The 21,707-nt window shown below is 64.5% G+C and carries 16 protein-coding genes; 9 read left to right on the top strand and 7 right to left on the bottom strand.

Annotated elements, in window-relative coordinates; translation table 11 throughout:
• The first annotated feature begins 164 nt into the window (after positions 1-164).
• The 4 genes from imuA (at position 165) to MJ205_RS03875 (ending at position 7,289) form a co-directional block, all read left to right on the top strand.
• Complete coding sequence (imuA, locus tag MJ205_RS03890) at positions 165-992, top strand: translesion DNA synthesis-associated protein ImuA (RefSeq protein WP_239811274.1); 828 nt, start codon at positions 165-167, stop codon at positions 990-992.
• Positions 993-1,020: 28 nt separating this feature from the next.
• Entirely contained in the window at positions 1,021-2,439 is a 1,419-nt protein-coding gene (locus tag MJ205_RS03885; protein WP_239812657.1) for a Y-family DNA polymerase, read from the top strand.
• A 24-nt stretch (positions 2,440-2,463) separates the two neighbouring features.
• Complete coding sequence (locus MJ205_RS03880) at positions 2,464-5,592, top strand: error-prone DNA polymerase (RefSeq protein WP_239811273.1); 3,129 nt, start codon at positions 2,464-2,466, stop codon at positions 5,590-5,592.
• A 506-nt stretch (positions 5,593-6,098) separates the two neighbouring features.
• Positions 6,099-7,289, top strand: coding sequence for an Ig-like domain-containing protein (locus MJ205_RS03875; protein WP_446715054.1), 1,191 nt, complete (start codon positions 6,099-6,101; stop codon positions 7,287-7,289).
• A gap of 164 nt (positions 7,290-7,453) precedes the next feature.
• Here MJ205_RS03875 and MJ205_RS03870 read toward each other — a convergent pair whose 3' ends face one another.
• A complete protein-coding gene (locus MJ205_RS03870) occupies positions 7,454-8,167 on the bottom strand; it encodes an SDR family oxidoreductase (RefSeq protein WP_239811271.1) in 714 nt (237 codons plus the stop codon).
• A gap of 103 nt (positions 8,168-8,270) precedes the next feature.
• Here MJ205_RS03870 and MJ205_RS03865 point away from each other — a divergent pair, with 103 nt between their 5' ends.
• Positions 8,271-9,194: a LysR family transcriptional regulator gene (locus tag MJ205_RS03865; protein ID WP_239811270.1), complete on the top strand. Its 924-nt coding sequence runs from the start codon at positions 8,271-8,273 to the stop codon at positions 9,192-9,194.
• 118 nt (positions 9,195-9,312) lie between these two features.
• Here MJ205_RS03865 and MJ205_RS03860 read toward each other — a convergent pair whose 3' ends face one another.
• The 4 genes from MJ205_RS03860 to MJ205_RS03845 all read right to left on the bottom strand — a co-directional run bounded on the left by MJ205_RS03860 (position 9,313) and on the right by MJ205_RS03845 (position 13,916).
• Positions 9,313-10,293, bottom strand: a complete 981-nt coding sequence (locus tag MJ205_RS03860) for a hypothetical protein (RefSeq protein WP_239811269.1) — start codon at positions 10,291-10,293, stop codon at positions 9,313-9,315.
• 217 nt (positions 10,294-10,510) lie between these two features.
• Positions 10,511-11,353 (bottom strand): LLM class flavin-dependent oxidoreductase, encoded by an 843-nt coding sequence (locus tag MJ205_RS03855; RefSeq protein WP_239811268.1) that lies wholly within the window; start codon positions 11,351-11,353, stop codon positions 10,511-10,513.
• Positions 11,350-12,621 carry an LLM class flavin-dependent oxidoreductase gene (locus tag MJ205_RS03850; protein ID WP_239811267.1) on the bottom strand — a complete coding sequence of 424 codons (1,272 nt, stop codon included), beginning with the start codon at positions 12,619-12,621 and terminating at the stop codon, positions 11,350-11,352. The genes MJ205_RS03855 and MJ205_RS03850 overlap by 4 nt, the downstream gene beginning before the upstream one ends.
• The gene (locus MJ205_RS03845; RefSeq protein WP_239811266.1) at positions 12,618-13,916 is read right to left on the bottom strand and encodes an acyl-CoA dehydrogenase family protein; all 1,299 of its coding nucleotides are present in this window, start codon (positions 13,914-13,916) and stop codon (positions 12,618-12,620) included. Before MJ205_RS03845 ends, MJ205_RS03850 begins: the two co-directional genes overlap by 4 nt.
• Before the next feature lie 112 nt (positions 13,917-14,028).
• Here MJ205_RS03845 and MJ205_RS03840 point away from each other — a divergent pair, with 112 nt between their 5' ends.
• The 4 genes from MJ205_RS03840 to MJ205_RS03825 all read left to right on the top strand — a co-directional run bounded on the left by MJ205_RS03840 (position 14,029) and on the right by MJ205_RS03825 (position 19,228).
• Positions 14,029-15,714, top strand: a complete 1,686-nt coding sequence (locus MJ205_RS03840) for an ABC transporter substrate-binding protein (protein ID WP_239811265.1) — start codon at positions 14,029-14,031, stop codon at positions 15,712-15,714.
• Between the two features lie 3 nt (positions 15,715-15,717).
• On the top strand, positions 15,718-16,683 hold the full coding sequence (locus MJ205_RS03835) for an ABC transporter permease (protein WP_239811264.1): 966 nt from the start codon (positions 15,718-15,720) through the stop codon (positions 16,681-16,683).
• A 149-nt stretch (positions 16,684-16,832) separates the two neighbouring features.
• Entirely contained in the window at positions 16,833-17,624 is a 792-nt protein-coding gene (locus MJ205_RS03830) for an ABC transporter permease (protein WP_239811263.1), read from the top strand.
• Entirely contained in the window at positions 17,621-19,228 is a 1,608-nt protein-coding gene (locus MJ205_RS03825; protein ID WP_239811262.1) for a dipeptide ABC transporter ATP-binding protein, read from the top strand. The genes MJ205_RS03830 and MJ205_RS03825 overlap by 4 nt, the downstream gene beginning before the upstream one ends.
• On the opposite strand, the gene MJ205_RS03820 is transcribed toward MJ205_RS03825, so the two are convergent.
• Together MJ205_RS03820 and MJ205_RS03815 are read right to left on the bottom strand one after the other, a co-directional pair.
• Complete coding sequence (locus tag MJ205_RS03820; protein ID WP_239811261.1) at positions 19,217-20,302, bottom strand: LacI family DNA-binding transcriptional regulator; 1,086 nt, start codon at positions 20,300-20,302, stop codon at positions 19,217-19,219. The two genes, MJ205_RS03825 and MJ205_RS03820, sit on opposite strands and share 12 nt — an antisense overlap.
• A gap of 90 nt (positions 20,303-20,392) precedes the next feature.
• Complete coding sequence (locus MJ205_RS03815) at positions 20,393-21,577, bottom strand: acyl-CoA dehydrogenase family protein (RefSeq protein ID WP_239811260.1); 1,185 nt, start codon at positions 21,575-21,577, stop codon at positions 20,393-20,395.
• Between the last annotated feature and the right edge of the window lie 130 nt (positions 21,578-21,707).

Here is a 21,707-nt window from a genome sequence, read left to right as displayed (position 1 = left end):
CGATCTTACCCGGGCTGGCTGTCAGCTTCAAAAGAAAGCTGCAGGGGGTTGTTTTGAAAGGCAGACACTCACTTTCCAGCCCAGTCGCCCACGGCTTGCCCGGCGCTTGTTACACATTGCCGCTGCGCTAGCTCTTATACTGTACATATATACAGTTATTTGCCATGCCCAAACTCGATGCCCTGTCCTTGCCGCCCGCGGTGAACGCCCAGCTCTGGCGGGGCGATCACATGGTGCGCGCGCCGATGGCGGGCATCCCCACCGGCTGGGATGCACTCGATGCCGAGCTGCCTGGCAAGGGCTGGCCCAGCCAGTGCCTGACCGAGGTGCTGCAACCCCAGGCCGGCACCTTGGAGTGGCGCCTGACCGGCCGAGGCCTGCAGCAGTGCCCAGCGCACAAGCCCGTCATCGCGCTGGGCCCGCCACTGCCGCCCCACGCCAGCGGGCTGGCCCAGAGCGGCCTGGCGCCCGGGCAACTGGTATGGATACACAGCAGCCGCCCGCAAGACCAGCTCTGGGCGCTGGAGCAACTGCTCAAAGCCAATGCCGCAGCGGCCTTGCTGGCCTGGCTGCCCCAGGTGCAGCCCGAGCAGATACGCCGCTTGCAAATCAGTGCCCAGCAGTTTGAAGGGCCCGTCTTTGTCTTTCGACCCGAGAGCAGCCAGCACCAGGCCTCCGCCGCCCCGTTGCGGCTGCTGGTGCGCAGCAGCCAGCCGTGGTCACTGCAGCTGCAGCTGCTCAAACGCCGGGGCCCCGTGCACCAGGGCACGCTGGAGCTGCCTGCCGTGCCGCCCAGCCTGCAAGCCGTGCTGCCCGCCCGGCTGTGGCCTGGCACCGTGCCGCTGCCCCAACCGGCCACCGCTGCCGTTTCCGTTTCATCCTCCAACACTGCCCTTAGCTTGCCATACCATGACACCGATCTGGGCCGCCCTGCTGCCCCACTTCCCCTGCCCCGCAGCCAGCGCGCGCGCCAGTCCAGCCTGCTCCACTGAAGCTGCCCACGCCACACCCTTGGCCGATATGCAAGGCCTGGCGCTGTGGGCGCAGCAGTTCACGCCGCGCCTGGCCTGCGTGCCATCGGACACGGTTTTTGGCGATGCACTGGTGCTGGAGCTGTCGGCCAGCGAGCGCCTGTTTGGCGGACGCCAGCCACTGGCCCGGCGCCTGCTGCGCGAGAGCCGCGAGCTGGGCGTGCAAGCCATCAGTTGGGCCCCCACCAGCCTGGCCGCGATTGCGCTGGCGCGCTGCGGTATCCGCCACGGCATGGGCCAGCCGCTGCCGCAGGTGCTGGCCCCTTTGCCGCTGCATTCCATCGATGCGGTGGCCCGGCATGCCGAGCTGCTGAGCCAGCTGGGCTGCCAGAGCCTGGGCGCCGTCCATGCACTGCCCCGGGGGGCGCTGGCCCGGCGCATGGATACCGGCATCCTGACCGCCCTCGACCAGGCCCATGGCCTGCTGCCCGACCGCTACTCCTGGATCAGCCTGCCTGCCCGTTTCGATGCCCGGCTGGAGCTGCCCATGCGCATCGACCAGGCCGATGCGCTGATGCAGGGTGCGCGCCACCTGCTGCTGCAGCTGTGCGGCTGGCTGGCGGCGCAGCGTGCAGGCGTGCGCAGCTTCCGGCTGCGCTGGTGCCACGATGCGATGCGCTCCCGCCATGTGGGCGATGGCGGCGAGCTGACCATCCATACCGCCAGCACCACGCGCGATCTGCAGCACCTGTGCCGCCTGCTGCAGGAGCACCTGGCCCATGTGGAACTGCAAGCCCCAGTGGGCGAGCTGAGCCTGCATGCCGATACGCCCGAAGCGCTGCAAGAGCGCAGCGCCAGCCTGCTGCCTGACAAAACCGCCGATGGCGAAAGCCTGGAGCAGGTGCTGGAACGCATCACCGCCCGCCTGGGTGCCGACCAGGTGCAGCGCCCGCTATTGCGGCCCGACCACCGCCCCGAGTGGCAGGTGCAGTGGCTGCCCGCGCAGCCCGCCGGCAAGGCCAAGGCCGCCCCACCCGCTGCACAGCCCCATGTACCACTCCATGTGCCGCCCCTTGCCCAACCCAGCTTCTTGCTGCCCACGCCGCTGCAACTGCTGCAGGACAAGCAGAGCCGGCCGCTCTACCACGGCCCCTTGCAATTGCTGCTCGGCCCGCAACGCATTGAAGGCGGCTGGTGGCACCGCAGCCCCGGCTTTTTGCCGGTGAGCGATGCGGATGGAGACACCCACATCGACGAGGCGGCCCCCGGCAGCGACCACCGCGATCACCGCGATCACCGCAATGACCGCGAAAGCCCGCCCAAACCCGCCCCCATCACCCAAACCGCCCACACCGCGCTGCGCGATTACTGGGTCGCCCACAGCCCGCATGCCGGCTTGCTGTGGATCTTCCACACCCGCTTGTCCGCCAACAGCGGCGCCTGGTTTCTGCATGGCCGTTTTGCCTGAGCAGCGCTGCACCCGTCTAGAGCCATGGCCACGCGTCCCAAACTCACCATCCCCCACTACGCCGAGCTGTGGTGCCTGAGCAATTTCAGCTTTCTGCGCGGCGCCAGCCACCCGCATGAGCTGGTCGAGCGCGCCCACGCCCAGGGCTACCGCGCGCTGGCCCTGACCGATGAATGCTCGCTCGCCGGCATCGTGCGTGCCCATGTCGCAGCGAGTGACTGCGGGCTGCCGCTGATCGTCGGCGCGCAGTTCGAGGTGCAGCCCAGCGATGCGGCTGCGCCCCCCTTCACCCTGGTGGCACTGGCCTGCAACCTGCATGGCTATGGCAACCTCTGCGCCCTCATCACCCAGCTGCGGCGCAAATCGCCCAAGGGCAGCTATGCGCTGGCGCAATCGGCCATCTACCCGCGCGCGCTGCAAGACTGCCTGCTGCTGCTGGCTCCCAGCCGCCAGGCCAGCCCAGCGCAAATCCAGGCCCAGGCCGCCTGGCTGCAGCAGCACTTTGCCGGCCGCTGCTGGCTGGCCGTGCAGCTGGACCGCAGCCTGGGCGACGAGGCCTGGCTGGCGCAGATGCGCGCAGCGGGCAGCAGCAGCGGCGCGCCGCTGGTAGCCGCCGGCAATGTGCACATGCATGTGCGCTCGCGCAAGCCCATGCAGGATGTGCTGACCGCCATCCGCCTGCGCACACCGCTGACCGACTGCGGCTACGCGCTGCAGCCCAATGCCGAGCAGCACCTGCGCAGCCGGCTGCGGCTGGCGCAGATGTACCCGCCCGATCTGCTGGAGGCTAGCTTGGGCATTGCAGCGCGCTGCCAGTTCTCGCTGACCGAGCTGCGCTACCAGTACCCCGACGAGGTGGTGCCGCCCCAGCTCACACCGGCGGCCTACCTGCGCCAGCTCAGCTACGAAGGGGCGGCCCGCCGCTGGCCGCAAGGCACGCCACCGAAGGTGCAGGCCACCCTGGAGAAAGAACTGGCGCTGATCTCCGAGCTGCAGTACGAGCACTACTTTCTGACCGTCTACGACATCGTGCGCTTTGCCCGCAGCAAGAACATCCTCTGCCAGGGCCGGGGCTCGGCCGCCAACTCGGCGGTCTGCTATTGCCTGCACATCACTGAGGTCGATCCAGACAAGACCCGGGTGCTGTTCGAGCGCTTCATCAGCAAGGAGCGCAACGAGCCGCCCGATATCGATGTGGACTTCGAGCATGCCCGGCGCGAAGAGGTCATCCAGTACCTGTACAAGAAATACGGCCTGCACCGCGCCGGCCTCACCGCCGTGGTCATCCGCTACCGGCGCAAATCCGCGATCCGCGATGTGGCCAAGGCGCTGGGCTTTGCGCTGCCCAGCATTGACCTGCTGGCACGCGACCATTCGCGCTGGGACGACGAGCTGCTGCGGACCGAAGCGCTGGCCCAGTGCGGCCTGCAGGCGGGCGACCTGGCCGTGCGCCAGCTGCAGGAGCTGGTCGAGACCCTGCGCGATTTCCCGCGCCACCTGTCCCAGCATGTGGGCGGCTTTGTGCTCACCCGGGGCCCGCTCTCGCGCATCGTGCCGATCGAGCGCGCCAGCATGGAGAACCGCACCGTCATCCAGTGGGACAAGGACGACCTCGATGCCGTCGGCCTGCTCAAGGTCGATGTGCTGGCGCTGGGCATGCTCACCGCGCTGCAAAAAATGCTGCACCTGGTGGGCGCACGCCAGGGCCGCAGCTTTGCGCTGGGCGATATCCCGCACGGCGACGAACCCACCTACGACATGATCTGCGCGGCCGACACGATCGGCGTCTTCCAGATCGAGAGCCGCGCCCAGATGAGCATGCTGCCGCGCCTGCGGCCGCGAAAGTTCTACGACCTGGTGATCGAGGTCGCGCTGGTGCGGCCCGGCCCCATCCAGGGCGGCATGGTCCACCCCTATCTGCGCCGCCGCCAGGGGCTGGAGAAAGTGCAGTATGAAAGCGAGCTGCTGCGCCCGGCGCTGGAGCGCACCCTGGGCGTGCCCATCTTCCAGGAGCAGGTGATGCAGATCGCCATCGATGCGGCTGGCTTCAGCGCCGGCGAGGCCGACCAGCTGCGCCGCTCGATGGCGGCCTGGCGCCGCACCGGCACCCTGCAAAAGTACTACGACAAGATCATCAACGGCATGACCGGCAACGGCTACTCGCAGGCCTTTGCCGAGTCGATCTTTCAGCAGATCCAGGGCTTTTCGGAATACGGTTTCCCTGAAAGCCATGCCGCCAGCTTTGCGATCCTGGTGTACTTCAGCGCCTGGATCAAATGCCACTACCCGGCCGAGTTTCTGGTGGCCATGATCAACAGCCAGCCGCTGGGCTTTTACAGCAACAGCCAGCTGATCCAGGATGCCAAGCGCCATGGCGTGCAGGTACTGCCCGTCGATGTGATGCACAGCGGCATGGACTGCAGCACCGAGCCTTCCAGCGGCCCCTATCCCGCCGTGCGCCTGGGCCTGCGCCTGGTCAAGCAGCTGCAGCTGACGCAGGCCGCGCGCCTGCTGCAGGCCCGCGAGGCCGCCCCCTTTGTCAGCGCCCAGGACCTGGCACGCCGCGCCCAGCTCGATGCCCCGGCGATGAAGTACCTGGCCGCCGCCGACGCACTGGCCAGCCTCGAAGGCCACCGCCGCAACCAGCTCTGGCAGGCCTCCGCGCCGCTGCACCACAGCCGCCTGCTGCGCGCCGCCCCCATCGACGAAGACGAACTACAGTTGCCCGCCGCCAGCGAGCAGGAAGACATCCACTGGGACTATGCCGCGCTGGGCCTGAGCCTGCGCCGCCACCCCATGGCCTTGCTGCGCGAGCGCCTGCAGCGCCACCGCTTCCAAACCCAGGCAGAGCTGCGCGAAGCCCGCGACGGCAGCTGGGTGCGCGCCTGCGGCATCGTCACCCTGCGCCAGCAGCCGCCCACCGCCAAAGGCGTCATCTTCATCACCCTGGAAGACGAAACCGGCAACCTGCAAGTCATCTGCTGGCCCCACCTGCGCAGCGCCCAGCGCGACGCGCTGCTGCACGCCCAGTTCCTGGCCGTGCAAGGCCGCTGGCAGCGCAGCGGCGAGGTCGGCAACCTGATCGCGCACCAGCTGCGGGATGTGTCGGATTGGTTTGACAGCCTGCGGATTCGGAGCCGGGATTTTCGGTGAGTATTTTTTAATAATGCATGCGGCATCCCGCCGCATATTTTCATCTTGACGACATACAACGGTATTGAGAAATTCTCCGCGTGCTTTTTCAACATAACCCAGGGTATTCCCTTTCACTGATTTAAGCGATTGACAACAGGAATGGGCGGAAAGAAAATTCAAAGTTACATTTCCAAACAAAGTCCATCAAGGATTCTGGCCAAGTCATGACACCGATCTCAAAGTCCATCGCTGTATCAGCACTCTTCGTTTTCGGCACAGCGTCAAATGCACAGACGTTTGTCTCGGAGCCATTCAGAAGTGACCAGGCTGCCGCATGGTCTTTGTTGGGCTCAGCCAGGCTCACAGCGTCACCAACACCGTCTACGGCAGTAGGGGCAGACAATGACAGTGCAGGTAACGGCTGGCTCGAAATAACACCAAATGCGGGGAGCCAAATCGGGGCCGCAGTATTCAACTCCCCCGTTAGCAGTGCTGCCGGCCTGGATGTCGAATTTGATTACGCCATGTACCTATCGACCAACAATGGCGGCTCTCTGACACCGGCATTTGGTCAAGGAGATGGGTTCACGGTGTTCCTGATGGATGGGAGCAAAGCCGCCAATCTGGGACTCGGCGGCTCACAGCTGGGCTACAACACCATGCTGGGTGCCTATGTCGGTTTGGGATTTGACCGCTATGGTGGAGGTTTGGGAAATTCCGGCTTCGGCACATCGTCAAACCATCTGGGTATGCGTGGCTCCAGCAGCAGCAACCCGTGGCTGGGAGAGATGCCCTACAGCGGAAACCTATCTGCCAACCGATCCGCGCCCAAGCATGTCCGTGTGACGATCACGCCTGCACCCGATATCCGCTTGACGGTTTCCATCGATGGCGTCGAAATCTGGAGCAAAGATATTGTCATTGGCGGAACACCCATTAATGGCATCAATGCCGTCCCCGCAAGCTTCAAACTGGGACTGAGCGCATCAACCGGGGGGGCCAGCCAGAATCAACAGTTCCGGGATATGGTCATCACGGGCCTCACTCCGATAACGGCCGCCGACGACGAGTTCGTGGTGAATGGCGTGATCAACGACAGTGTTCGCCTCAATGACCCCCATGCCTTCAGCGATGCTGAATACACGCTTGTGTCTGCACCGGCACCATCGCAAGGCAACGTCTCCCTCAACCCTGACGGAAGCTTCAGCTTCACTCCGGCCGCCGGCTTTTCAGGTACTGGCTTCGAATACCAAGTCTGCGCCGGGCCCGGCGGAGCATTGCCATGCACACAGGCACAGGTGGTCTTGAGGCTTGCCGCAGCAACGGCACCGACCATCACCAGCGCAACGGCCAGCGACAAAACCATCACGTTGGCCATCGACCCGCCGGCCCCGTTGATGGCGGGAGTAAGCGTGTTGAACTACGACGTGCAATGCACCTCATCAGCGGGGAACATACAGGCACAGGCGGTAACTCCACCAGTGGCATTGAATGGGCTCGCCAATGGCGTCAGCTACTCTTGCCAGGCCGTGGCCCACCTCTCCAACGGCGAAACCACGCCCCCATCGTCAGCCGTTGAGGTGACGCCCCGAGCCCCCACACCCCAAGCGGTCCCGGTGCTCAACCAATGGCTCGTGGCTTTGCTGAGTGCAGCATTGGCGGCCGTGGGCTGGTTTGGCGCACGCCGATCACCTCGAAAGCATCCATCGGCCTAAGGCCAGACGTTTTTTGGGTACTGGTAAAGGGCCACAGCCGGCACTAAAGCGCGCATGGGCTACAGAAACCAACCAAGCCGTGCCCACTATCCGGCGGGGCACGGCCTTTTTTAAAAACGGGAGCTGTTGTGCTGGCCTTGTCAGGCCGGAGGCAACAAACAGCTTCAATGCGGGCTCGCCGTAGGCCGCATGATGATTTCGCTGGTATCCACATCCGCCGGCTGCGAGATCGCAAAATGGATGGCCCGTGCGATCGCCGATGCGCTGATCGCCACCTTGCGAAACTCCTTCATCTCTTCGCGGCCAGCGGCATCCGTGATGGTTTCCGCCAACTCCGACTCCGTCACCCCGGGGCTGATCGTGGTCACGCGGATGTCGCTGCTTTCCTGCCGCAGGCCTTCCGAGATGGCCCATACCGCGTACTTGGTCGCGCAGTAAACGGCGGCAGTGGGCGACACCGCATGCGCACCGATGGAGGCAATGTTCACGACATGCCCAAAGCCCTGCTGGCGCATGGCGGGCAGCACACCGCGAATGTTTACATCAATCATCCAGTCCCACTCGTCCACCCGCAATGCGGCAAGCGGTGACAAGGGCATCACGCCGGCGTTGTTGATGATGGCGTCGATGCGCCCATGGCGATTCAGCGCATGGTCGGCAAAGGCTTGCAGCTGCGCACGCTGGGTCACATCCAGCGCCAGCGCTTCGGCCACACCGCCTGCGTTCTGAATATCGGCCACGATCTGGTCCAGTTTGTCGACCCGGCGGGCGCCGAGCACAACGGTGGCGCCGTGCGCGGCCAGCAGCTTGGCGGTGGCTTCACCGATACCGCTGCTGGCACCAGTGATCAAAATGACTTTGTCGAGCAAGTTTTTCATGGAGAACTTTCTGCAATGGCGTTGGAAAGTTCAAACTGTAGGCAGCTTGTCTTGATCAGAGAAGTGCGCCAATGCTCCACAATTTGGTTAGACTTTCTAACCAATGAAAGACGAACTCCAGTTGCTCCACTGCTTTTTGGCGGTGGCCAACGCACAAAACTTCCGTGCAGCGGCTGACCAGCTCGGCGTGACGCGCTCTGCCGTCAGCCAGGCCATGCGCAAGCTGGAAGACCAACTGGGCATTGCGCTGGTCCACCGCACCACCCGCCATGTGCGCCTGACCGAGGCTGGCCAGACGCTGCACCAGCAAATCAGCGGCCCCTTGGCCGCCGTACAGGTGGCGCTTGAAGAAGTATCTGAAGAAGGCCCGGCGCGCGGGCTGTTGCGCGTGGCGGTCACCTCCATCGCCGAGCGCTTTCTGTCCGGCCCCTTGATCAGCACCTTTGCCGCCGCCCACCCGCATATCACCTTGGATGTCACCGTCACCGATGACGAATCCGACATCATCGCCGGTGGCTTCGATGCCGGCCTGCGCCTCGGCGAAGTCATCGAGCAGGACATGATCGCCATCCCGCTGACGGGGCCGCAACGCCAGGTGGTCGTCGCCACCCCTGCCTACCTGTCCGCACACGGAACGCCCCAGCACCCCCATGACCTGCTGGGCCACCGCTGCATCGGCTGGCGCGCCGAGCTGGAGCTCGCCCCCTACCGCTGGGAATTCCAGGAAAACGGCCGCGATTTCAGCCTCGCGGTCGCCCCCCGTGTCACCACCAATGACATGCTGCTGATGGTGCGCACCGCGCTGGCCGATGGCGGCATCACCATCGGCATGGAGGAGACCTTTGCGCCCTACCTGGAACGCGGAGAGCTGGTCTCGGTGCTGGACAGCTACCTGCCCTACTTCCCCGGTTTTTACCTCTACTACCCCAGTCGCAGAAACCAGCCGCGCAAGCTGCGGGCCTTGGTGGAGCATGTCAAAGGATGGGCGCCGGTGGCTGGATCATCACCTGCAACAAAACCAGCTTGAACGAGAGCTTGGACTTCCATAGCCACTCAACCAAAGGCAGCGCTTTGAAAATTCCATGCCGAGCAAAGCACATTAACCCCTGACCAGATTCTATTTGGCGTATTAGATACAACCGCTTCTAATCGATATTTTTTCTCTCGCGATGATCCAAACCAAAAGGCAAAAGGCCTTGCATTCGAAGATCCCACAATTTCGACTCCAGACTTTTAAAGTCCTTCAATTCATCGTGGCTAACTTCTGCTGTTATCACAGCGCCAGGATCACTACTTCGGCGCAGCATTACAGAGAATTTTATATTAATTTCTGTACGATCAAATTCCGAACCCAGCCTTGAATAGAGAGCTTCAAATAGAATAAACGGCCATCCAACGAAGGAGTATACATATGCACCTCCACCCTTCAATGACTCAATCTCTTGATGACTAGAAAGGTACACCAAGCTAGAATCTTTAATCATGGCCTTCCATAACGGCTCCTCATCTCTAGAGAACCTGAAAGAATTAGAAGCTGCAAAATACTGATCTAAGCGATGCGTGAAAGCATTTCTTTTCTCGTACAAATGCTTTAGCCTAAGACCCCGCTCCCGCGAATCATCATCAAGGGGATAGCTCGGCGATGATACATTTGTCCCAAGCGTTCCGTATAAGGGATTGAAGGAAACCGTAATACTATCCAACACCTTTTTCTGCCATTCTTCTGACAGACTTTCTATTCCCCTATAAAAGGAATTACGAACCCCGTAAATTTCTTGATGATGCTCAGCTAGCGATGCAGCAATCACCAGCGGAGAAGTTGAGCTTTTTAAAGTCTGAAGAGCCTTCTCACGCTCGTGTATATGTTCTTTACGCTTACTGCTCAACCAGTCCTTAAAAGTTGTGAAACCGCGCGTCTGACCTAAGCGGTCAAAGCAAGTTAACAACAAATAGTTGACCAAAGACTCCCGCTCGTGACGAGGGTGTGGCCACCACTCATTCTCGCTGGCAAGGTCATAACCAGACCATCCAGGCAGCCTATCAGATTCTTCCAAAAGGGATTGTGCAAGCTTAAGTCTTGCCAAGACAAACTTGGCGTTTTCTTCATGCACCGATTCAAGATTCATATTTAGAAATTTGCAATGAGAGCAGTGCCAGACAAATCATTCTAGTATCTCTCATTTCAAAAACAAGTGAAAAATAAAAATCGATGCAGAACTCCCTTCAATCATCAGCAACATCCAACCAGGTCATCCTTGACACCGATCGTCCTTGGTCAGGTGTTCCTTGCGGACCATCAGCACCAAGGACCCATCGGGAAACCTCATCCCGCCGCGCCTCCCCTCACACCCGCACCGCCACCGCTGCATCCTTGAAAACCGGCGTTTGCACCACAGCAGCCATACGTCCAGCGGGCAACTGCAGGGCTTCGCGTATCGATGCGCGTTGCGCCCGCGCATGGGCTTCGAGGGGCCAGGCGAGGACGGCGTCCAGCGATGGCGCTCCGGTGCGCAGGCTTACGGGGCCGCTCACGAAATGGCCTGACCCCGACGCGGTCTCGTTGAGCTGAAGGTCCACCGAAGGGTCGGTACAAGCCTCCGCGCCGTGGGGCGAGAGCAGCAGCAGCGGGGGCTTGCCGGGGATATCGGTGGGCAGCGTGAGCGGGCCGCCGATATGGGTGTAGACGGGGTCCGCGATGCGCACGATGCGGTCGGCATCCACATAGCGACCGCCTTCGGTATCGCCAATCAGCGCGTCCATGGGCCAGCTGTCCCAGAGCGAGGAGACCAGGCGCAAATAGTCGGCAGCGCTGGCGGGAGAGGCCGCATCCTCGGGCCGAAACCAGCCAGCGGTGGGCGCCTCTGCGTGCAAGGCCAGGCCGATGCGCGGGCCATGCAGTGCGTTGAGCGTCGAGAGGTTGCGTGCCAGATTGATGGGGTGCTGCTGCGCGGGATGGGTACTGGCAATGAAGCGGCTGCTGCGCGTAAAGGCGAGCAGAAAGGACAGCGCCACGGAGGTATCCCGCGCGCTGGCGGCCGCTGCGCCCAGGCCCAATGCGTAGGCTGCAACAGGCAGGGCATCCAAGGCCTTGCCCAGTGCGGTGGCAGGCGCGCCGCCGCCGGCGAGGGTGATGAGAATGTCTTCCAGCGCCTGGCCGGAAAGGTCCAACACGGTGTGTACCGTCATGCAGAAAGCTCCTGAAGGCGTTGGGCGAAAGCAAGGGGGGTGGCCACTGGCTCGGGCGGCACAATGCCGCGCTGGCGCAGCACGGGCATGGCATGGTCCACGAACTCGCGCAGCCCGATGGGGTTGGCGTCGAACAGCAGGTTGAAGCCATCGGCGGCACCGCCGCGCCACCAGCGCTCAGCCACGTCGGCGAACTGCTCGGGCGTGCCCACAAAGAACTGGTGACCAAACCCGGAAAAATGCCGGATGAGCTGACCGATCGTGAGGCCGTTGGCCACACCATAGGCGGTGATGGATTTGCGAAAACCCGCAGAACCACGCTCCGTGGAGCCGGCCTGTTGTTCCAGGGCCGAGGCCGGGGCCTGCGGATCGAGCCGGTCAGCGGGAATGTCGAGCAGGCTGGAGAAACGCTGCAGCACATAGTCCTTAGGGCCACGCTGGTGCACACGCTGAAAGCGCGCCTCGGCCTCCGCTTGCGTAGAGCCGATCACCAGATGCACGCCGGGCAGCACCACGGGCGGCCTGCGCCCGGACTCGCGCGCCATCGCATGCAGCTCCAGCCGGTTTTTGCGTGCCACCTCGAACACCGTCTCGGCGGAGAACACGGCATCGGCGCTTTGCGCGGCAAGGCGCCGGCCCTGCTCCGATCCACCGGCCTGCACGATGAGCGGGCGCACCTGTGTGCTGAAGCGCGCTGCCGCCCCCTGGGTGGGCAATTCATCGCGCTTGAGTGAATACTGAAAGCGCTCGCCCGAGTGGTGGAAATCCCTGCCCTCGCGCACCGCATCCAGATAGCCGGCATAGACCTGCAAAAACTCGGTGGCGCGGGCATAGCGGTCGGCGCGCTCGGGCGTTTTAGGCACCTTGAAGTCCTGGGCGGAGAGCTCTGGCAAGCCCGTCACCACATTCCAGCCAAACCGGCCTTGCGACAGCAGGTTGTAGTCCAGCAGGCGGCTGGCAAGCTCCACCGGATCGTTCGAACCTGTGGACACCGTGGCGATCACGCCCAGCCGGCTGGTCTCCGAGAGCACCACAGCCAGCGTGGCCAGCGGCTCCACCATGCGGTTGGGGCGGATGGCCGGGTTGGACGACAACCCCGGCCCATCGGCCAGAAAGATGCCGTCAAGCCCGCCGTCTTCGGCGGTGCGGGCCACGGTGCGCCAGAACGCTTCGCTCAGGTTGTCACGGGGGCCGGTGCCCGGCGCACGCCAGGCGCCCGCGTCCGTGCCGAAGTCGTAGATGTTGGCATTGAGGATGAAGCTGCTCATGGCTGCGACTCCACCGCCAGCGTTGGCGCTGGGGCTGCGGCGTTGGCCGGTGCTCCAGCTGCGGTGCCGGCATACCAGATGGTCGGCAGCGGAACGCCGTTGAGCGCTTCATGGCCCAGCACGCGTGCCTTCTGCGGCGACGGGTTGTGCGATGCCAGTGTGCGTGCATTGCGCCAGTGGCGATCCAGCCCACGCGCGGCCACCACCATGGAGCCGCCGCCAATATCAAACAGCGCCTGCGTCGCGTCAAGAACCAATGCGGGCAACACCACCTGCAGCTGCGTGACGGCGCGATGCCCATCCGCATACGGATCGCCCAACGCATTGTCGCGGGGCGTCTGCAGCTGCAGCGCAGCGGAGCGCACCGCGAGCATAGCCGTGCCCGCCACCGCCTCCAGGCGGCCGACCTGCTCCTGCACCAAGGGGTCGTCGGCAGGCACCGAGGCGGCTGCATGGCTGAAGTGGCGCTTGCGGCCATGCAGCCACGCGGCAGCATCTTCAAAGGCGCGAATGGCAATGCCGGTGAGCGTGGCCAGGTGCGTGAGCTGGGCCATCGCGTCCTGCAAGCCAGAAGGCGTGTCTTCCGAGCGCGCTCGCGGCCGCACACGGGCGGGATCGACCAGCACTTGCTCGAACTGCATCGTGCCGCTCATGGTCAGGCGCTGACCGACACCGTCCCAGTCATCCACCACAGTCACGCCCTGGTCTTCACGGGCCACGGTGGCAAGAATGTGCGTGCCTTCGGTGTCGGCTGCGAACACATTGACCCAATCGGCATAGCCAGCACCCGTGGTGTAGAACTTCGAGCCGTTCAGACGCAGACGGCCCTGTCCATCAGGCGCAACCGTGGTGCCGACAGCGCCCACGGCGATAGGGCCGATCTCGGTGGTCGCACTCGCAAAGAGCTTGCCGCCCGCCACCTCGGCAACGCCAAAGGCATTGCCCGGCAGCGCAGGATGGCGCACAAGATGCTCCACGTAGAGGAAATGAGACCGCAGGCTCTGCGCGGCACTCGAGTCGGCGCGCGCCAGAGCGATCAGCAAGTCCACATTCTGCGCATAGCTCCATCCCAGCCCGCCCTGCGCCGTAGCCAAACGTGCAGAAGTCACGCCGAGCTCGGCCAGCGCTCGCAGCTCTTTTGCCAGGGAGCCGCCATCCCGATCGCGCCCGGCCGCACGGTCCCCCAATGTCTCCAACACCGCATCGACCTTGGGGGCCAGCGAAGGCGGCAGACCCAATGCCTGCGCGGTGAACAAAGGGGCGAAGCGAAAAGAAGATTGAAGCGCCGAGGTCACGAGAACTCTCCATCAAGAAAGCGAAGATTGATATTCATAAATCGAATAACGAAAAAGATTTTTATACATGATACTAGTAGTACTTCAAAATTGATACGAATAAATTCTTCTAATGACTTACGAAAAAGCACCTCAACACTTCACGGCCCCGGTGTCGCGCAGACTGGCTTTGACGCTGGGCGGGGGCCTAGTCGGTCTGGTTCTGGCCGCCTGCTCCAAGACGGAACCGGCGCCCGCCCCGGCGGCATCCGCAGCGGGCGCATCCGCTGCTCCGGCCGCACAGGCCGAGCCGGTGCGCGGTGGCCAGCTCGTGGTCGCCATCCGTGCCGAGCCCGCTCAGCTCAATCCGCTGGTGGACCAGGGCTCGGGCGCGCATTCGGTGCGCCCGGCGCTGGATTCCCTGGTCTGGGACAACGGCGACGGCACGCACGCGCCGTGGCTGGCATCGAGCTGGGAGGTGTCGGACGACGCCACCACCTACGTCTTCCACCTGCGCAAGGATGTGCATTTTCACGACGGCACGCCCTTCAACGCGGCGGCCGTCAAGGCCAACTTTGACTATGTGAACAACCCGGCCAACAAGTCGACCGGCTCCACCGCCAAGCTCAAGCCGGTGGCGACGGTCATCGACGAATACACCGTGTCGGTGAAGCTGGGCACCCCCGAGTCGAGCTTTCTCACGTTGATTGCCGCGCCCTACTTCGGCATTCTTTCGCAGCAGCAGATCGAGCAGGACCCCAAGTCGCTGGCCACCAAGCTCATCGGCACCGGCCCCTTCAAGTTCGACAGCTGGGTCAAGGGCCAGAGCCTGACCTATGTGCGCAACGACGACTACCAATGGGCCCCCGCACAGTTCCACGCTGGCGCAGCCTACCTGGACAGCGTCAAGTACGTCTTCCTGCCCGAAGACCAGACGCGCTACAACGCGCTGACCACCAAGGAAGCGCATGTGGTGGACTACATCGCCCCCGAATATGCCAAGAGCGTGAAGCAAAGCGCGGATTACCAAAACGAAGAATTCCTGCTGCCTGGCGTGGGCTACAGCCTGCATTTCAACACCCGCCGCGCGCCTTTCGACAAGCTCGAAGTGCGCCAGGCCCTGCTGCATGGCCTGAACCGCGAAGAGATCGTCGCCAGCGCCACCTTCGGTGCCTACCCGGTGCAGGAATACCTGGCCAGCACAACGCCCGACTTCAACAAGGAGCTGAAGAACAAGATCAGCTACGACGCGGACAAGGCCAACCGGCTGCTGGACGAAGCCGGCTGGGGCACGCGCGATGCGCAGGGCTACCGCAGCAAGGACGGCCAGCGCCTGAGCGCCTCCATTCCCTACGCGGACAACGACCAGCTGGCACAGCGCACGTTGGAGCAGGTGCAGATCGATGCGCGCAAGCTCGGCTTCGAGATCAAACTGCAGCCCGTCACCGATCTGCCCGAACGCCTCTACAACGGCAACTATGGCCTGCTGGGCACGTTCCAGTCCGAAGCCACCGGCATGCAGCTGTGGCGCCTCTACGGCAGCGACAACATCAGCGATGGCAGCACCGTGGGCTCCAACGCCTCGTTCCTGAGCATTCCCGAACTTGACGCCCTGCTGGCCAAGGCGCGGGCATCGGGCAAGTCACCCGACCGCGCCCGCTACTACGCCCAGGCGCAGGAGATCCTGCCCAACTACGCGCCCTCGGTGCCGCTGTACTCGCGTGCCCGCCTCGTCGCCATCCAGAAGAACGTGCACGGCGTGGCCTGGGACAAGGCCTGGCCGCAGCCCTACCTGTTCGATGCCTGGATCGGAAAGTAAGCGGTGACGCCCGCCTCGCTGCGCCCTCTCTCCCGCCGGGTCCTCCACCGTGTGGGCCTGAGCGCGCTCACCGTGCTGGGGGCCATCACCGCAGCGTTTTTCGCGCTCAGACTGGTGCCGGTGGATCCGGCCTTTGTCATCGCAGGCGCAGGGGGTGACGCCGTGGCCATCACGGCCGAAGTGCTGGCCGCCATCCGCAAGGAATACCATCTGGACGAGCCGCTGGTGATGCAGTACCTGTTCTACCTGTCGCGCCTGGTGCAGGGTGACATGGGCATGTCCTATGTGCAGGAGCAGCCCGTTGCCACCCTGATTGCCGAGCAGGCCCGTCCCACCTTGGCACTGGCCAGCCTGGCCTGCGGCCTGGCGGTGCTGCTGTCGCTGGCCGTGGGCATTCTGAGCGCCGGGCGCCGCCGCACCAGTGCCATCGCCGGCGCCGTGGAACTGGTGCTCGCCTCCACGCCCGTGTTCTGGATCGGCTTTCTGCTGATGCTGCTCTTCACCGTGAACTGGCAGCTGTTCCCCTTGCTGGATACCGGGGGGCTGCGCTCGCTCATCCTGCCCGCGCTGACCATTGCCCTGCCTACAGCCGCACCGCTCGCACAGGTGCTGCGCCGCTCCATGGACGATGTGCTGGAGCAGCCCTTCATCACCACGGCCCGCGCACGCGGGCTGTCAGTGCTGGCCACCAAGCTGCGGCATGGCCTGCGCCACGCGGTGATTCCCTACCTGACCATGGCGGGCTACAGCTTTGGCGCGCTGCTGGGCGGCGCCGCCATCACCGAAACCCTGTTTGGCCGCCCCGGCCTCGGCCGCCTGCTGGTCAATGCCGTCACCCGCCAGGACATGCCACTGGTGCTGGGCCTGGTATCTCTTGCCACACTGGCCTTTGTGGTCATGAACCTGCTGATCGACTTCGCCTACCTCCTTATCGACCACCGCCTGCAGACAGAGTCGCCGCAGCCATGAACCAGACGCTTTCGATCCCCCTTGATGCCCACCGCGGTCCTAACGCCCCTGGCATCCCAAGCACCCATCACGCGCCCGCAGCGGCAGCCGCAGAACGCACAGAGCCCCGGTTTTCGCGCTCAACCTGGCGCCTGCCGCGTGCGGGCACGGTGGCCGCCGCACTCGCGGTGGCCGTGCTTCTGTTGCTGCTGTGTGCGGTGATTGCTCCGAACCTGCTGGCTCCGGGCGATCCCCTCGCAGCCGACCGCAGCCAGCTGCTGCAGCCCCCCTCGCTGCACCATCCTATGGGCACGGACCAGATCGGCCGCGATGTCTACACGCGCGTGGTGCACGGCGCGCGGCCGTCCATTCTGCTGGGCCTGAGCGCGGTGACGCTGTCGCTCGCGGTGGGCACGGTGCTTGGCCTGCTGGCTGGGCTCACGCAGCGCGTGGTGCCCACGGTGGTCATGCGGCTCACCGATATCGGGGCCGCGTTTCCGGAGTTGCTGCTCGCCGTGTTCATCGTCTCGCTGTTCGGCAGCGGCATCTTCAACGCGGCCATTGCCATCGGCATCGCCGGCATCCCCTACTACACCCGCATCGTGCGCGCCGAGACCTTGCGCGTGCGTTCGGCCAGCTACATCGAGGCCGCACAGGCACTGGGCCTGAGCCGTGCCGAGGTCGTGTTGCGCCATATCGTGCCCAATGCACTGCGGCCCCTGATCGTGGTGGCCACCATCGGCCTGAGCAGCGCCACGCTGGCGGGCGCCGCGCTGAGCTTTCTGGGGCTGGGCAACCCGCCGCCATCGCCCGAATGGGGCGCCATGCTCACCAATGCCCGCAACTTTCTCAGCATGGGCTGGTGGGCGGCAGTGTTCCCGGGGCTCGCCATCACCTTGTTCGTGATGAGCACCACCTGGCTGGGCCGCTGGCTGCAGCAGCGTTCGGAGGGCCGGCTGTGAGTTTGCTATTCAACACCCCGTCAGCGCCCCTGCTGCGCGTGCGCAACCTGTCGGTGGCGTTTGAAGAGCGTGGGCGCATGCGCCAGGCCGTATCAGGCCTGAGCTTTGAGGTGCAGCCGGGCCAGTGCGTCGCGCTGGTGGGGGAATCCGGTTCCGGCAAAAGCGTGAGCGCGCGCTGCCTGGTGGGGCTCAATGGCCCGAACGCCCGCATCACCGCCGATGCGCTGGAGATCGATGGCCAGAATGCTCTGCGCCTGGGCGAGCGGCAGTGGCGCAGCCTGCGCGGCCGCAAGGTCGGCTACATCCTGCAGGATGCGCTGGTCTCGCTCGACCCCTTGCGCACCATTGGGCAGGAGCTGCAGGAAGCCATCCGCGCAACCGGATCCGCCACACGCGAGCAGGAGCACGCGCGGGCCCTGGAACTGCTCACCCGGGCCCACATGCCCGATCCGGCGACACGCATCCACGAATACCCCAGCCAGCTCTCGGGCGGGCTGCGCCAGCGTGCGCTGATCGCCACCGCCATTGCCGGCAACCCGCCCATCCTGATTGCCGACGAACCCACCACGGCGCTCGATGTGTCAGTGCAAAAGGAAATCCTCGCGCTCTTTGGCGAGCTCAAGCGCCAGGGCATTGCCCTCATCCTCATCAGCCACGATCTGGGCGTGGTGTCGCAGCTGGCCGACCAGGTGCTGGTGCTGCGCCAGGGCCAGGTGGTGGAGAACGGCCCGGCGGACCAGGTGCTGCGCCAACCCACGCATGCCTACACGCGCAGCCTGATGGCCGCCATCCCCCGGCTTGATGACCCAGCGCCCGCCACTGCGACGGGCCATGCGCCGGTGCTGCTGCGCGCCGTCCATATCCGCCAGCGCTTTGCCGGGCGTGAAGCCCTGCGCGGTGTGGACATTGAACTGCGCCACGGCCGCACGCTGGGGCTGGTAGGGGAATCGGGCTCCGGCAAGACCACGCTGGCCCGCATCGTGGCCGGCCTGCAAAGCGCGACCGAAGGACAAATCCACGCGGATACGCTGCGTGCCCCACCGCCGCGCAGCCGCGCACGGCCCATTCAGTTTGTGCACCAGGACCCGCTGTCTGCATTTGACCCGCGCTACACCGTGGGCCGCGTGCTGGCAGAGGCGCTGTGGCTGCGCTTTGGCCGCGAGCCCGCCGCGCGCAGTGACGAGCGCGTAGCCCAGTGGCTGCACAAGGTGGGGCTCGATCCCGCGCTGGCGGCACGCAGGCCGCTGACGCTGTCGGGCGGACAGCGCCAGCGCGTGGCCATTGCCCGGGCGCTGGCGACCGAGCCGCAGATCGTGGTGCTGGATGAGCCCGTCTCCGCACTCGATGTGTCGGTGCAGAAGCAGATTCTCGAACTGATCACCGCACTGCAGCGTGAAACCGGCGTGGCCATGCTCTTCATCTCGCACGACCTGGGCGTTATCCGCCAGGTGAGCCACGATGTGGCCGTACTGCGCCATGGCGAGCTGCGCGAGTACGGCGATGCGCGCCAGGTGCTGGAGCATCCCCGGGACGACTACACGCGCCAGCTCATTGCGGCCGTTCCGCATCTGGGCATGGCGCCCCTCGCGGCATCAGCGCAATGAGCGTGCGGAGCCCCGCACCACCAGGTGCGGGGGCTGCAGCGGCTCGGGCGCCTGCGGCACGGCCGCATCCAGCGTCATCAGCAGCGCTGCGGCACGGCCGATGGCCGTGGCATTCTGGTGCACCGTGGTGAGGCCGGGCGAGAGCAGTTCGGCAAACACCGCATCGTCGTAGCCCACGACGGACAGATCACCGGGCACGGCAATGCCGCGCTCGTGCAACCCCTTGAGCACGCCCAAGGCCAGCATGTCATTGGTGCAGAAAACTGCGGTGATCGGGGGGTGCTGCTTCAACAACTCCAGCAGCACATCCACGCTTTGCCGGCCCTCTTCTACCGTCATCGCCGTGCGGCTGATCTCATGGATACGCGCATCGGCCACACCCGCGAAGCCCGCATGAAAGCCGCGCGACCGGCTGGCACACCAGGAGATATCGGGCGAGCCATTGACCAATGCCACCTCCCGGTGGCCACCATCACGCAGATAGGCTGCTGCCAGTTCAGCGCCAGCGGCATGGTCCAGACTGATGGAGGGAAACTCGCCCTGCGGGTCTTCGCTGTCGAGCAGCACCACCTGGATACCCTTGGCCCGAAAACGGCGCAGCAGCGGCAGATTGGACGGCGTGGGTGCCACCAGAATGCCGCGCACGCCCTGTGATTCAAACGACTGAAAAATCGCGCTCTCGGTCTCGGCATCCTCGTTGGAGCTGCCGATGATGAGCGGAATGCGCCCGGGCGCCGTCACCGTCTCGATGCCCTTGACCACCTCGCCCCAGAACGGATTGGCCACATCGAGCACCACCACGCCCAGTGCCTTGCCGATGCCGGACTTAAGCGCGCGGGCCGAGCTGTTCACGCTGTAGCCATGGTCGGCCATCACCCGCTCGATGGCCGCCAGCGTGGCAGGCGCGACCAGATGGGGCCGGTTGATGGCATTGGAGACGGTGGCCTGGGACACGCCCACCAGGCGGCCAATGTCCTTGGACGTCAGCCGCACCACGCCGCCATCTGGCAGCGGATGCTCGGCTGGAGAGGCCGGACAGTAATCGTCATCGGGGTGCGGTGGGGTCGGGGTCACGTCAGTGTGGATGGCGCAGGGCTGGAGGGCTGGAGGGCTGATCACTCCGAGTCTAAGGCTTTCCATCGCCCTGCGGGCACAGCGCCCAGCTCATTGGATGCCGCTGGGCACGGGCGGCTCGCCCGTCAGAAACCAGTAGCCCACATTGCGGGTCTTGTACTCTTCGGGGTTGTGCAAGGTATGCGTGCGCACATTGCGCCAGAAGCGGTCCAAGCCCAGCTCGTTCGATGTGGAGCGGGTGCCCGTCACCTCGAAAATCTTGCTGGTCACCTCCAGCGCGGTATTGCCGGCAAAGGCATTGGCCGCCGCCAGCGGAATCGCGGCTTCGCCGCGCTCGGCGGCCGTCAATGCCTCGCCACGCGCCCACACCCGGTCCAGCACATCGAGTGCCTGGTCGGCCAGCGCGGTAGCGGCCAGCGTGCGGGTGTACAGATCGCCATACACGCGCTTGACCCAGGGATCGTCCACATGCCGCTCCACGCCCGAATGCACCCAGGGGCGGCTGTCGTTGAGAGAGTACGCGCGCGCCCGCAGCAGCGCACCCTGCGCGGTACCCAGAAACACATTGAGCAGCACACTTTGCTGCACAAACGGAATCAGTGTGCGGTACGGAGCGCGCGGCGTGGCGCTGCGGCGCTCGTAGACCTCATGGGCTTCGACCCGCACGTTCTCATAGCTGCAGGTGCCACTGCCCGTCTGGCGCTGGCCAAAGGCATCCCAATCGTCCAGCGCCTTCCATCCTGCGCGGCCTGCGGGGATAGCGGCATCGATGGTCTCACCGCTGTCCTCGTCCACCCAGGTGATATGCAGATGGTCTGCCACATGGCTGCCCGAGGTATAAGGCTTGCTGCCATTCAGAACCCAGTGGTCACCCTGCCAGCGCCCCGTCAGGCTGCGCGCTCCGGCATTGGAATTGTTGGCCCAGAACCAGTTGCCCTCCGCCGAGGCCGCATACAGCTGCGCGGCCTGCTGGGGACTGCTGAGCACATGCGCAGAGTGCAACGACGATCCATGGTAGCCAAACAGATGCGCCACCGAGCTGTCGGCCTGGGCGAACTCGCGCACCACCCGCAATGCGGTGGACCAGGGCTGGCCAGCGCCGCCGTGCTGCGCGGGAATGCCCAGCCGCAGCAAGCCACTGTCCTTGATCTGCTGATACTGCTCCAGCGGCTTTCCGCCTGCCTTGTCGCGCTCGATCGCATCGCGCGCAAATACATCGCGCAGCTCGACAGCCTGGCGCAGGAAGGGGTTGGAGAGATCGGCTTGAAAAGTCATACCAACAATATAGCCACCGGGCGCTGGGCGCTGCCGTTTTGCATAGACGAAATATGCATCTCCATATCTGAAATGCTTCCAACCAATTCTCTGGAGAGACAGGACACTTTGAAGTTTCAGGATGAACGCG

Source organism: Comamonas sp. B21-038 (assembly GCF_022387135.1).
Classification (GTDB): Bacteria; Pseudomonadota; Gammaproteobacteria; order Burkholderiales; family Burkholderiaceae_C; genus Comamonas; species Comamonas sediminis.
The sequence above is the reverse complement of the archived record's forward strand: the minus strand, read 5'-3'. Positions and strand labels throughout refer to the sequence as shown.